Annotated in this window: 10 protein-coding genes; 3 read left to right on the forward strand and 7 right to left on the reverse strand. The window is 40.9% G+C overall.

Going from position 1 to position 12,526, the window contains the following annotated elements; translation table 11 throughout:
- Positions 1 to 177 precede the first annotated feature (177 nt).
- On the forward strand, positions 178 to 1,095 hold the full coding sequence (locus tag OO007_RS11070; protein WP_325808842.1) for an AraC family transcriptional regulator: 918 nt from the start codon (positions 178 to 180) through the stop codon (positions 1,093 to 1,095).
- A gap of 93 nt (positions 1,096 to 1,188) precedes the next feature.
- Here OO007_RS11070 and pgi read toward each other — a convergent pair whose 3' ends face one another.
- The 7 genes from pgi to OO007_RS11105 all read right to left on the reverse strand — a co-directional run bounded on the left by pgi (position 1,189) and on the right by OO007_RS11105 (position 10,536).
- Positions 1,189 to 2,862, reverse strand: coding sequence for a glucose-6-phosphate isomerase (gene pgi / locus OO007_RS11075; protein ID WP_131907676.1), 1,674 nt, complete (start codon positions 2,860 to 2,862; stop codon positions 1,189 to 1,191).
- 93 nt (positions 2,863 to 2,955) lie between these two features.
- Positions 2,956 to 3,648, reverse strand: a complete 693-nt coding sequence (gene pgl / locus OO007_RS11080) for a 6-phosphogluconolactonase (RefSeq protein WP_325808843.1) — start codon at positions 3,646 to 3,648, stop codon at positions 2,956 to 2,958.
- Positions 3,649 to 3,655: 7 nt separating this feature from the next.
- The gene (locus tag OO007_RS11085) at positions 3,656 to 4,294 is read right to left on the reverse strand and encodes a bifunctional 4-hydroxy-2-oxoglutarate aldolase/2-dehydro-3-deoxy-phosphogluconate aldolase (RefSeq protein ID WP_131907678.1); all 639 of its coding nucleotides are present in this window, start codon (positions 4,292 to 4,294) and stop codon (positions 3,656 to 3,658) included.
- Between the two features lie 192 nt (positions 4,295 to 4,486).
- A complete protein-coding gene (gene edd / locus OO007_RS11090) occupies positions 4,487 to 6,328 on the reverse strand; it encodes a phosphogluconate dehydratase (protein WP_131907679.1) in 1,842 nt (613 codons plus the stop codon).
- A 69-nt stretch (positions 6,329 to 6,397) separates the two neighbouring features.
- Positions 6,398 to 7,876 (reverse strand): glucose-6-phosphate dehydrogenase, encoded by a 1,479-nt coding sequence (gene zwf / locus OO007_RS11095; RefSeq protein WP_131907680.1) that lies wholly within the window; start codon positions 7,874 to 7,876, stop codon positions 6,398 to 6,400.
- A 488-nt stretch (positions 7,877 to 8,364) separates the two neighbouring features.
- Positions 8,365 to 9,954 (reverse strand): rhodanese-like domain-containing protein, encoded by a 1,590-nt coding sequence (locus tag OO007_RS11100; RefSeq protein ID WP_325808844.1) that lies wholly within the window; start codon positions 9,952 to 9,954, stop codon positions 8,365 to 8,367.
- Positions 9,955 to 9,966: 12 nt separating this feature from the next.
- Positions 9,967 to 10,536: a hypothetical protein gene (locus tag OO007_RS11105; RefSeq protein WP_325808845.1), complete on the reverse strand. Its 570-nt coding sequence runs from the start codon at positions 10,534 to 10,536 to the stop codon at positions 9,967 to 9,969.
- 172 nt (positions 10,537 to 10,708) lie between these two features.
- Here OO007_RS11105 and OO007_RS11110 point away from each other — a divergent pair, with 172 nt between their 5' ends.
- Together OO007_RS11110 and OO007_RS11115 are read left to right on the forward strand one after the other, a co-directional pair.
- A complete protein-coding gene (locus OO007_RS11110; protein ID WP_325808846.1) occupies positions 10,709 to 10,987 on the forward strand; it encodes a peptidylprolyl isomerase in 279 nt (92 codons plus the stop codon).
- Between the two features lie 506 nt (positions 10,988 to 11,493).
- Complete coding sequence (locus OO007_RS11115; protein ID WP_325808847.1) at positions 11,494 to 12,516, forward strand: amino acid ABC transporter substrate-binding protein; 1,023 nt, start codon at positions 11,494 to 11,496, stop codon at positions 12,514 to 12,516.
- Positions 12,517 to 12,526 lie beyond the last annotated feature (10 nt).

The raw sequence follows: 12,526 nt of genomic DNA on the forward strand, positions 1-12,526 counted from the left end.
ACCAGGCAGATATTAGTTGAGAAAATGATGTAAAAACCCCTCAAAAGGTGGGGGGTGCCAAAAAATGATATGATCTGAGTTAATTGTTATATCTATATTGTTTTTTTTTGGCTGAACCACTTAATTAAGAAGGTAGTTTTATTCTAACGACTTAAAAACTTAACTTTGGACTTTACCATGAGAAATAACGCTTCTAAATATACCCCATCACTCGAACAAGACTTTCAGAGAAATTCGACATTAGGTTATGAACCAGAAGGGTCTTATGGTTTTTTGAGATGTTTAGAACACGGTGCTCCAAATGACCTCATTCGATGGCATCACCACGAAGAATATGAATTACATTTAATTACTTCAACAAAAGGGAAAATGTTTGTTGGAGACTACATCGGTACTTTTAAGCCAGGTAATCTTGTACTGACTGGTCCACGTTTACCCCATAACTGGATTTCTACAGAAATACCAAAAGAAGGCGTAGCAAGAAGAGATTTTGTTTTGCAATTTTTAGGAGAGCCTTTACGCAAGGCATCTGATCTAATCCCTGAATTACAGCAAGCAATGCCGCTGTTAACCCGTGCCAAAAATGGGATTGAATTCTTTGGTATAAGCGACTTTACCGAGAAGCAGTTAAGTTTAATTAAAAATTCTTCTGGCCTTCGTCGCTTTAACGCATTTTTAGAATTGATGTTGACCTTATCTGAACATAGTGATTATAAATTACTGTCTAATACACAAATTCAAAGCTTCGATAATGACGCGTCGATGAGACGCATTAGTGAGGTTGTGGATTACATCACCGAAAATTACTCTAGCCAGTTTTCAATGGCAGACATCGCCAAAAGAACGGGAATGGATAGCAGCCAATTCTCACGCTATTTCAGCAAAGCGTCTGGAAATACCTTTACCGGTTTTGTCAACAGACTACGAATCAACAAAGCCTGTCAGTTATTGATGGAAACAGATCAATACATCAGCACTATTTGTTATCACGTAGGTTACAACAACGTTGCAAACTTCAATCGTCGCTTCATTGAAATCAAAAACATGACCCCAAGCGATTACAGAAAACAAAGCAAAAACAGATTCAAACAGTAATCTCTCTTTGCTTTATCACGTTTGTATATTTAGCCCATACAAAATAAAAACAGCCTAAGTCTCTGACTCACATCCAGAGTGCTCCGTTAAGCTTTAATCCTGACCGTAAACAACACTTTTATAATAGTTGATCAAAGAGTTCGTCGAGCTATCATGATTCGTTACAGGATCAGGCTGTCCAAATTCGGCTAATATATTCTTAGTTAGTTTTTTCCCTAACTCAACGCCCCACTGATCAAACGAATTCAAATTCCAGATTATGCCCTGCACGAATATTTTATGTTCGTAGAGAGCGATCAGCATACCCAGAGAACGAGGCGTCAGCTTAGTAAGCAACAAGGTATTCGTCGGGTTATTACCCTCGAAAACCATATGATGAATACGATCTTCCACGTTTTCTAATTTAACTTTACTTTCAACAAAGTCAGAATACGTTTCATCCAAGGTTCTGCCTTTCATCAATGCTTCAGTCTGCGCTAGTGCATTAGCCATCATAATATCGTGTTGATCTTGATGACTACTGTGCGTGAGTATCGATACAATGAAATCAGAAGGAATCATTTGCGTCCCTTGATGGATCGCCTGATAAAACGCGTGCTGACCATTAATACCTGAAGTACCCCAAATAATAGGACCCGTAGCGTAGTCTACTTTCTTGCCATTTCTATCCACCGATTTACCATTACTTTCCATATCTGCTTGTTCAAGATAAAAAGTAAGGTCTCTCAAATAGTGGTCATACGGAAAAATACCGTGAGACTCAGCGCCAAAGAAATTGTTATACCAAACACCCAGTAAACCCATAATCACGGGCATATTCTCTTCTAATGGCGTTTCTTTGAAATGCTCATCCATCGAGTGCGCACCACTCAACATTTTCTTAAAATTCTCCATCCCTACCGACAGAACAATTGAAAGACCGATCGCAGACCATAACGAATAACGCCCGCCAACCCAGTCCCAGAACTCGAACATATTATCGGCATCGATACCAAACTTCGTGGCTTCTTCAATATTGGTAGAAACTGCAACAAAATGCTTACTCACATCTTGTTCTTTAGCGTCACTTTTCAATAACCATTTACGGGCTATATGCGCGTTTGTAATCGTTTCCTGAGTAGTAAATGTCTTAGAAGATACAATAAAGAGCGTTGTCTCAGGGTCGATATCTTCAAGGATGTCATCAATATGCGCACCATCCACATTAGAAACAAAATGCACCGTCAGGTTTTTATGGTGATAAGGCTTTAAAGCGTTATAAACCATCTTCGGCCCTAAATCAGAACCTCCAATACCTATATTAACGATATCTGTAATGGTTCTATTACTAAAGCCTTTCCAGGTTCCCTTTCTTATCTTGTTCGCAAACACCTCCATTTTATCAATAGTGGCGTTTATTTTGGGCATGATATCTTCGCCATCAACATAAATAGGTTGATTGGTTTCATTGCGCAAAGCGGTATGTAACACCGCTCTATTTTCAGTGTTATTTATTTTATCGCCGGCAAACATGCGGTCACGCCAGCTTTCTAAATTCACTTCTCTTGCAAGATCACAAAGCAACGGGATTGTTTCATCAACAATGCGATTTTTTGAGTAATCTAACAGTAAGCTTTTATGCTTGATCGAGTACTTCTCGCCGCGCTTTTCATCCGTCGCGAATAAATGGCGCATATTCAGTTGATTGATCAAATTATAATGATCTTCCAACGCTTCAAAAGCAGGTAGATCTGTTAGCGAAGGTTTTGAATTATTCTTTGAAGGCATCTTTTTTATTTCTTTATCTGGTTATGATGTCTGTAAATCTTTGGCATACATAAAACAGCGAACCAACGAAGCTACAGAAACAATGAATTTTTATTACTCAGGCGAAGCGTCACTATCAAGCATGACGATCAACGTATCTATTGCAGAGATACTTGCAATCGGCAACGACTCCCCTTGATTCCACGCTTTAACGCTTTCGCGTTTTCCCGCACCCGTAATAATAATGAGTACTTGTTCTGAATTACTTAAACTTGATGCACTCAAACTGACTCTATCCGCTGGAGGCTTCGGCGCATTATGCACAGCGTGAACCAACTCTGTTTCGTCGTGTTCATGCCCGGGAAAAAGACTTGCTGTGTGCCCATCTTCACCCATGCCTAACAACACCATATCAAAAGGCATTTTACTTTTAATGGTTTCTGCGTAGCTTGTCGCAGCGGTTTCGGCACCTAATTCTGAAGGCATAAAATGAATATTGGTAGCAGGAATATCGATATGATCCAACCAGGTCTGCATTGCCATCTGACTGTTTCTTTCAGCTGACGTTTCTGGCAAACAGCGTTCATCACCCAGAAAAATTTCCCAGTTCTGCCAATCACATTGTGCTTCTGCCAACATTCTATAAATACGCTCTGGTGTTGTACCGCCTGCCAAAACGATGCGGAACACTCCTTTCTCATGTATTGCTTTTTTCGCCGCATCCAAGATCATCTGAAACGACTTTTGCGCCACGACAGAGGAATCTGCTTCTACTAACCATTGTTTTTTTGGTGAAGAGTTATTCATAGTTATATTATTTTATATTTGCGAGAGCTGAAGCCGATAATTCAGTGATTTTTTCAAAGTCACCAGAACGCGTCAAATCACTAGGCGCTACCCAACTGCCGCCGACACAAAGTACATTTTTCAGCGCAAGAAAATCAAGGTAGTTGGATTCACTGATGCCGCCCGTTGGGCAAAATTTTGCATTCTGAAACGGCCCAGAAAATGATTTTAAAAGGGGAATACCGCCAACACTGGTCGCAGGAAACAACTTGAAATGCGTATAGCCCAACTCAAGTCCATTCATAACTTCAGAGCCCGTTGAAACTCCAGGAATCAATGGAAACTGCATATCTTTAGCACTTTTCAACAGTGTATTGGTGCAACCTGGGCTAATTGCAAAGCTCGCCCCTGCATCTCTCACCTTAGCAAGATCGTCAGGATTTAATACAGTACCTGCACCAAGAACAGCCTCAGGAACTTCTTTAGCTAAGAGCTCGATAGCACCAAGTGCGGCTTCGGTTCGTAGCGTGATTTCCAGGACTTTGATACCGCCTGCAATAAGCGCATTAGCAAGATCAATTGACTGTGAAATATCAGCAATTTCAATAACAGGGATAACTGGAGAAACAGTCATTATCTCCTGCGGAGTTAAACTCGTTTTATTCATAATGAGTGACCTTACGCTAAAATAATATTTACCTATTTATTAGGTATAGATAAAAGATTAAAAGACAGAATTAAAAAAGTGCCCCAAAGGTGGGGGGTGGCTTTTTGATCAGCCAAAAGGCAAACTAACCACCAAATCCCTAAGCCCACTTTTAAAAAACACTTTTAATATTCTTGAAGTTAGCAAACCGTTTTAAGCGCTTTCTTCCCCGGGTAAATTAAAGATAGACGCCCCCTCTTCTGCACCAGAAACATTCCCACGTAGCGACGAAAATAATTCACGTCCCATGGCAAAACGATTTCCACTTAAATCAGGCGGTACAATTTTTCGTTTTGCTAATTCTGTTGGGTGAACAAGTAGCTCCACCGTTGAATTTTCAACATCTAATCGAATCATGTCACCTTGCTCTATTTCAGCAATAACGCCACCTTCACTCGCTTCTGGTGTCATGTGAATTGCAGAAGCAACCTTACCCGATGCGCCTGACATACGACCATCGGTAATAATAGCGATCTTAAAACCTTCGTCTTGTAATGACCCAAGTGCTGGAAGTAAGCCATGCAATTCAGGCATACCGTTGGATTTTGGTCCCTGATAACGAACCACAGCAACAAAATCTTTATTCAGTTCTCCGCGTTGATACGCCTCTTGTAACGCCTCTTGCGAGTTAAAAACCTCAGCTGGCGCTTCAATTAGATGGTGTTCTGGTTTTAGCGCAGATGTCTTGATCACACTGCGACCAATATTACCATCCAGAATAGTTAACCCACCATGGTGGCTAAAGGGCTCTGCTACTGTACTAACGATGTTTTTATTTTCTTCCTTGTACTTTTTCTTTTTCCATTTTAGCTTTTCTGTACCGGCATCACCTTTTAACTTAGGCATGCTGGTGTATGCACTCAAGCCTTCACCCATAATGGTCTTCACATCATCATGTATCAGTCCATTTTCTAATAACTGATCAATGACAACTGGCATTCCGCCTGCATTATGGAAGTGATTTACGTCGGCACTACCATTAGGGTAAAGCTTGGTAAGTAATGGAATGACTTGCGAAAGATCATGAAAATCCTGCCAATTGATGACAATACCTGCTGCTCGCGCCATAGCGACCAAATGCAAGGTATGGTTACTCGAGCCACCCGTTGTCAGCAAGCCGATAATAGCGTTCACAAAGCTCTTTTCATCAAGCATTTTACCAATACCCATTGAACTTGTTTCGGTATCAATCAACGATAAAACCTGCTTCGATGCGGCTTTAGTCAGCTCATCACGCAATGGCGTATTAGCAATAACAAATGATGAACCAGGAAGATGCAATCCCATGATTTCCATCATCATCTGATTACTATTGGCAGTACCATAAAAGGTACAGGTGCCAGGACTATGGTAAGAACCAGATTCTGAGAGCAGCAGTGTTTTTTCGTCCACCTTACCCTGCGCAAAGTCCTGACGAACTTTTACCTTCACCTCGTTACTAATGCCAGAAGGCATTGGTCCACCTGGTACAAATACAGCTGGCAAGTGACCAAAGGTTAATGCGCCAATCATTAGGCCAGGCACAATCTTGTCGCACACGCCCAAATACAGCGCACCGTCGAACATATTATGTGATAACGCTATGGCAGTAGCCTGTGCAATGACGTCACGACTAAAGAGACTCAGCTCCATACCTGGCTGTGATTGTGTTACACCATCACACATCGCAGGAACACCACCAGCAAACTGCCCTGTCGCGCCAGCTTCATGCAGAGCTTGTTTAATAATCTTGGGAAATGCTTCAAAGGGTTGATGTGCTGAAAGCATATCGTTATACGCAGAAACAATGGCTATATTTGGCACAACATCCTCAGAGAGCAATGCTTTATCACCAGCGGAACAGGCAGCAAAACCATGTGCCAGATTACTACAACCTAATGCCGATCGATGAACACCTCTTGAGTCGGCATCAGCAATGCGCCCCAGATAAACCTCACGATAAGGCTTACTGCGTTCAATAATATTATTCGTAACTTTCTGGATGAGGGTATTCATTGTCGATACCTATTTGTTTTGTAGCGAATTAGTCGTTAAAAAAGAAAGAAAAACCAAGCATTAGAAGAATTAGGAATCTTCATGCCAGCTTCTGCCATCACGCTCGATTAATGCAACTGCCGAACTTGGGCCATCGGTACCCGCAGAATATTTTTTCACCATAATATTATCTTCTTTCCAGGTGTCTAAAATATTGTCTGCCCATTCCCACGCGGCTTCAACTTCATCACGGCGCATAAACAACGTCGCGTCATTCTTAATTACGTCTAGTAATAAACGCTCATAAGCCGTTGGAGAGCGCGGATCGTCATGAAGCACATTCAGCTCTAGCTCTACAGGTCGCAATCTCATGCCCTGACTTAAACCAGGCACTTTATTCATTAGCAATAAGCGGATGCTTTCTTCTGGTTGAATATGAATAATCAGCTTATTAGGTTCAAGCGGCTTGCCATCATTCGGAAAGATAGAATGAGGAACATCTTTAAACTGGATTACGATTTCTGAGAAACGCCCAGACATTCGCTTACCTGTTCGTAAGTAAAAAGGCACACCGTTCCAGGTCCAGTTTTCTATCTCGGCTTTAACGGCAACAAACGTTTCAGTATCACTTTCGTGGATTTTATCGTCATCTTCCAGATAACCCGGGACTGATTGTTTATTACTTACTCCGTGTTTGTATTGACCACGAACCGTTTTTTCAGCCACTTCACGATTATTTAATTTACGTAACGATTTGAGTACTTTTACTTTCTCATTACGCACGCTATCGCTGTCTTTTTGCAGGCTGCGTGGTGGCTCCATCGCGACAAGACATAGTAACTGCATGAGATGGTTCTGAACCATATCGCGCATTGCACCGTATTTATCGTAATAGCCCCAGCGTCCTTCTACACCAACGGTTTCAGCAACCGTTATCTGCACATGATCGATACTCTTGTTATCCCATAAAGGCATAAACAAAGTATTGGAAAAACGTAACGCGAGGATGTTCTGTACCGTATCTTTACCCAGATAATGGTCAATACGGAAGATACTGCTCTCAAGAAAAACAGCGGCGACCGTATCATCAATCTCTTTGAAGGATTGTAGGTTATGCCCAATTGGTTTTTCCAGCACGACACGGCTTTTTTGAGTGACTAATCCCGTTTGATTGAGTGCCGTACAAATATCACCGAATAACGACGAGGGCGTCGATAGATAATTGATTCTATCGCGCTCAGGGAATTCGTTTAATGCAATTGCCAACTCTTGATAATCATCGGCATTGCTAATATCCATTTTTGTACAGAAAAGCTGCGATGAGAAAACCGACCAGGTTTCTTCTGAATAAAAGTTATCAGGATGAAATTCACGGAATTTGTTAAACACTAATTCGCGATGTTGCTCATCAGTATCATCGGTACGAATCGTTGAGAAGATCCGGCTTCTAGGATCTATATGATTCTGCCAAAACAAATAATAAAGCGCAGGCATTATCTTGCGTAATGCGAGATCTCCATGGCCACCAAAGATAACAATATCAACAAGTGGTAACTCTTTCAAAGCCATCCTAAAAAACACCTTTATTTAACAAAAAAACATTTAAAATGTGTAACTTATGTCAACAATAGTACAAATTATGATAAAACACTAATATACCCAGATGCATTAAATTTATTCACCATAAGAGTTAATTTTACTTACCTAGAATGAAATCTTATGAATGAAAATCTTAATCAAGCCACTAAAAATCAGACTCTTAAAATTTTGAGAAACTTATCTATTTGAAATTTATAAAATAATTAAGTTAAACGGCATCAGTGCTTTTCCCCCTTTCTGACATAACTTAAATTCGATAGAAAAAACACGGTAATAAAATTGCGAATTAAAGAGCCATAAATGCAAAAAAAACGGGAAATTTAGTATTACATATAAGCATTACAGTTTTATAAAAAACCAATAAGGAATAGACAAAAAAACGCCTATAAGTAGGGGGGTGTATTTACTAATCTCATAAATAAAATTCAGATAATTATTTTTATTTGTAGGAGAAAATCTTAATTCTCAGTCTGTAATGGTCTGAAATGATGCGTACCATCTTTAGCTAATTGATCCACTAAACCGTATTCCCAATCCAAATAAGCCTGCATCACATCATCGGTGATTGCGGTTCCTTCATAAGGTCTTTTATAACGATCGATTGGTGTTGAAAGCAAATGTGTCTCGCCTTCTTCTAATTTGTATCCTGCTTTTACCCAAGCTTGCGTACCACCTAATAAGACAAAAATATCAGCATCCGTTTGTGCTTGAATATTCGCCACCGCATAGGCAGCTAATTCACCTTCATCGCTGGTAAGGACTAATTTTGATGTGTTTGGTAATTCGACATTCTGTTGCTCCAACAGCGATCGAATTAAGTAGTTAGCGCCAGGAATATGCCCTCTTACATAAGTAACATATTTGGCGAAATCCAGAATAGTGACATCGCTATTATCCTGAATCCAACTCGATAACGTTTCAGGTGATAGTATTTCAGCCTTTGGCTTTTCTGGTAGTCGAGTTTGCCATTTACCTGTTTCCGAGAAGTCTGCTGCTTGCAAACCATCCAGCACATACACATCCCATGCCATTTGCGCCAACCACGAAGCTGACATATTGGCACGCGCACCATCATCATCGGCTAACACAATTCTCGCACCTCTAACTGGCGCGTACATTTCTAGCTCTTGCACTAATTGTCCACCGGGGATGGGATAGAAACCAGATAGATGTCCAATTTCATATTCATCAAAACTGCGTACATCAAAGAAATAGGTGGTGCGATCTACTTGCTCAGACCAACTTTTCAGATCGGCCTTCGTCGCGCGTTTAACACCCGCTCTATCAGCCACGTCTCTTGCTCTTTCACTGGCGATTTGTCGAGTTTCATCACCTGTTGGACTGTAGGTTCGGGATTGCCCTGTTACCAACTCTTGCTTTGCCAAGGTCCAACCAATCGTGCCATTACGTAAGGCATAAACAGGGTTTGGTAATCCTGAATTTACCAGTGATTGAGCACCCACCAGACTTCTGGTGCGACCCGCACAATTGACGATGACGGTGGTTTCTGGATTCGTCGCGAGATCAGGAACCCGCAACACTAATTCTGCTCCGGGAACGCTAATTCCGGTAGGAATACACATGGTGTTATATTCATCAAAACGACGCACATCGACAACAACCATATCCGCATTGTTATCCATCATTTTCTTAACATCTTCGGCGGGCATTGATGGCGTATCGCAAGTGGCTTCTAACAATTCTCCGAAGGATTTACTGGGCACATTTACATCGATAAATAACTCACCACCTGCAGCTGACCAGGCTTCAATCCCGCCTTCAAACACGGACACATTGGTATAACCCAGCTCTATTAATCGTGTTGTCGACGCTTCTGCAAGACCTTCTCCTGAATCAATAGTTACGATGGGTACGTCAAATCGTGGCAGCTTGGTATACGCATTTAATTCAATCGAAGAAAATGGAAAATTTGCCGCGAATAAAGGATGGCCTTCGGCATGCGGGGCTTCTTCTCTAACATCTAGTAAACAGATTTCTTCTCGATTTAATAAACACTGCCTGACGTAATCGTAATCTTTGTAATTCATCTTTTTATCTGCTTAAGCCGGTGTGGTGTAACCAGAAATAAAATCTTTTTTCGGACTGCCATCAGTAGGGAAAACATGCCTTTCGATTTTGCCAATATCACCACCGTAAATATGTATGCTGATAGATACCTGATCGTCATACACATTGCTCACACGATGCACATCGCCAATCGTTGGCGAAACAAAACCAATATCACCGGGCGACAATGTCACTTCATCCCCTTTCGCAATTAGTGAATTATCACTCCCTGCTTCATAATGTTGCTCACGCTCTTTCCCACGAAGCATGCCAATCACACCCCAAACTGTATGATTATGCACCGGTGTTTGCTGACCGGGTCCCCAGACAAAACTCACCACAGAAAATCGTTCTTGCGGATCAACATAGAGTAAAAATTGCTGATAATACTCAGGATGAGGCACTGCATATTTCGGGTCTAACCAATCATCTTCTTTCACCAACTCCCTTAATAACTCACCAACCTCAGGGTGAAATTCAGCCTCAACTTGCTTCTGATCCAGTAAACCTGAAACACCATCCACAAAGTTTTGTAGCTTAGGTGCAATGCTTTGACTGTTCATTGGTGACTCCTCTAATTTCCCTATTAATCAATACATAATAGTTAAATGCACCACTTACTACCTGTAGTTTTTTTTAATATAAGCATAAGCCATGATTAACACGCTTTAAGATTTACCAAATATTGCCTGATTTAAAGTAAACTCAACATTAATTTATATTGATGAGATTACTATGGCTACGGCATGCGCAAGACATATTTTAGTGAAGACCAAAGAAGAAGCTGAGTCACTTAAAAAGCAACTCGCCAGTGGTAAAGATTTTGGAACTCTGGCGAAAAAACACTCAATCTGTAACTCTGCGAAAAAAGGCGGCGACCTTGGTGAATTTGGCCCTGGCAAAATGGTGAAAGCATTTGATAATGTGGTATTCAAAAAGCCTGTCCTTAAAGTACACGGCCCTGTTAAAACCAAGTTTGGCTATCACCTAATCGAAACGATATATCGCAGTTAAATGACTACTCAAATAACATAACAACAAAAAAGTCCTTATAAGTAGGGGGGTGGCTTTTATAGTCTTAAGCTCCCAAACGTGTTATCTCCAATCACTCGCCCAATACATTTCTAAGGATTTTAAAAGCTTCTTCGTTTACATGGTTCTTGCATGCCATTGCATAGGATTTGTACGTTAGCTTTTACTCCCTTTATTTTTAGTAAATAAACGATAAATACATCTTCTGAATGGACCACGCCAGCATCTGGAAAACAACGTCACTCCGCTACTTAAATAACAACTCGTTTTTGTTCTATAAAAACGACATTAGAATTTATGCAGAGCTAGGCATTTTTTATCGAACTTTTACCTAATGGGTCAAACAGTCGTTAAAAGCCTCAAGTGTAAACATGGATTTAGTCATGCGTGTTGTAAATATAAAGCGCACTTAATTTGCTTTATCAAATTTGTTTACTACTCTATTAGTATCCCAGACCACTATTCCAGCAAAAACAAAGGACAATTAGATGAAATCTCTATTTCAGTTTACAAAAGTTTCAGCCCTCATTTTAGGGCTAGCAATGATCACGACTACCGCCAGTGCAAGTACATTGGAAGATGTAAAAAAGAAAGGTGTTTTAAGCTGTGGCGTTAGTGAAGGTGTTCCGGGTTTTTCTAATCCTGATTCTTCCGGTAAGTGGGTTGGTTTAGATGTGGATATGTGTCGTGCTGTTGCCGCGGCAGTGCTTGGTGATCCGACTAAAATAAAGTTTGTGCCATTAGCATCAAAGCAGAAAATAATAGCCGTAACCAGCGGACAGGTTGACCTAACCTCGCGTACGACCACCTGGACGATGAAACGAGACACCAAAGAAGGCGCCGATTTTACTGCAGTTGTTTACTATGATGGTCAAGGTTTTATGGTACGTAAAGAAGACGGTATCAAAAGTGCCAAAGAAATGAGTGGCGCGAGTGTTTGTGTAACCACAGGTACAACTACCGAACTAAACATTGCCGATTACTCAAGAGCCAATAATTTGAAATTAGAAGCCGTTGTTTTTGACGGTAAAAAAGAAGCCCTCAATGCTTACGCTTCAGGTCGCTGTGATGTATTTACAACCGACACAAGCCAACTAGCCTCTTTAAGAACGACGCTAAAAGACCCAGAAAATCATCTCATTCTTCCAGAAATCATCTCAAAAGAACCACTATCACCGTTAGTTCGTCATGGTGACAATCAATGGAAAGATATTATCACCTGGGTAATTTTCGGCTTAATTAACGCTGAAGAAAAAGGTGTGACTGCGGCTAATGCAGCGGAGATGAAAGCCAAATCTACAGACCCTACGGTGCAACGCATGCTAGGAAAAACAGGAGACTTGGGTACTTTTATTGGTCTTGATAACGACTGGCTACTTCGCGCAATCACAAGTGTGGGTAATTACGGTGAAATATACGAGCGCAACTTAACCAAAACTTTAGGTCTTGAGCGTGGCGTTAATCAGCTCTGGAGCAAAGGCGGTATTCTTTACGCTTCACCTTTAAGATAAATATTCCCAT

The sequence above is a fragment of the Cocleimonas sp. KMM 6892 genome, assembly GCF_035798195.1.
GTDB lineage: Bacteria > Pseudomonadota > Gammaproteobacteria > Thiotrichales > Thiotrichaceae > Cocleimonas > Cocleimonas flava.

Excerpts from the sequence above, each read along its gene's own strand:
- OO007_RS11070 (WP_325808842.1), top strand. The coding sequence starts at position 178 with ATGAGAAATAACGCTTCTAAATATACCCCATCACTCGAACAAGACTTT.
- pgi (WP_131907676.1), bottom strand. The coding sequence starts at position 2,862 with ATGCCTTCAAAGAATAATTCAAAACCTTCGCTAACAGATCTACCTGCT.
- pgl (WP_325808843.1), bottom strand. The coding sequence starts at position 3,648 with ATGAATAACTCTTCACCAAAAAAACAATGGTTAGTAGAAGCAGATTCC.
- OO007_RS11085 (WP_131907678.1), bottom strand. The coding sequence starts at position 4,294 with ATGAATAAAACGAGTTTAACTCCGCAGGAGATAATGACTGTTTCTCCA.
- edd (WP_131907679.1), bottom strand. The coding sequence starts at position 6,328 with ATGAATACCCTCATCCAGAAAGTTACGAATAATATTATTGAACGCAGT.
- zwf (WP_131907680.1), bottom strand. The coding sequence starts at position 7,876 with ATGGCTTTGAAAGAGTTACCACTTGTTGATATTGTTATCTTTGGTGGC.
- OO007_RS11100 (WP_325808844.1), bottom strand. The coding sequence starts at position 9,954 with ATGAATTACAAAGATTACGATTACGTCAGGCAGTGTTTATTAAATCGA.
- OO007_RS11105 (WP_325808845.1), bottom strand. The coding sequence starts at position 10,536 with ATGAACAGTCAAAGCATTGCACCTAAGCTACAAAACTTTGTGGATGGT.
- OO007_RS11110 (WP_325808846.1), top strand. The coding sequence starts at position 10,709 with ATGGCTACGGCATGCGCAAGACATATTTTAGTGAAGACCAAAGAAGAA.
- OO007_RS11115 (WP_325808847.1), top strand. The coding sequence starts at position 11,494 with ATGAAATCTCTATTTCAGTTTACAAAAGTTTCAGCCCTCATTTTAGGG.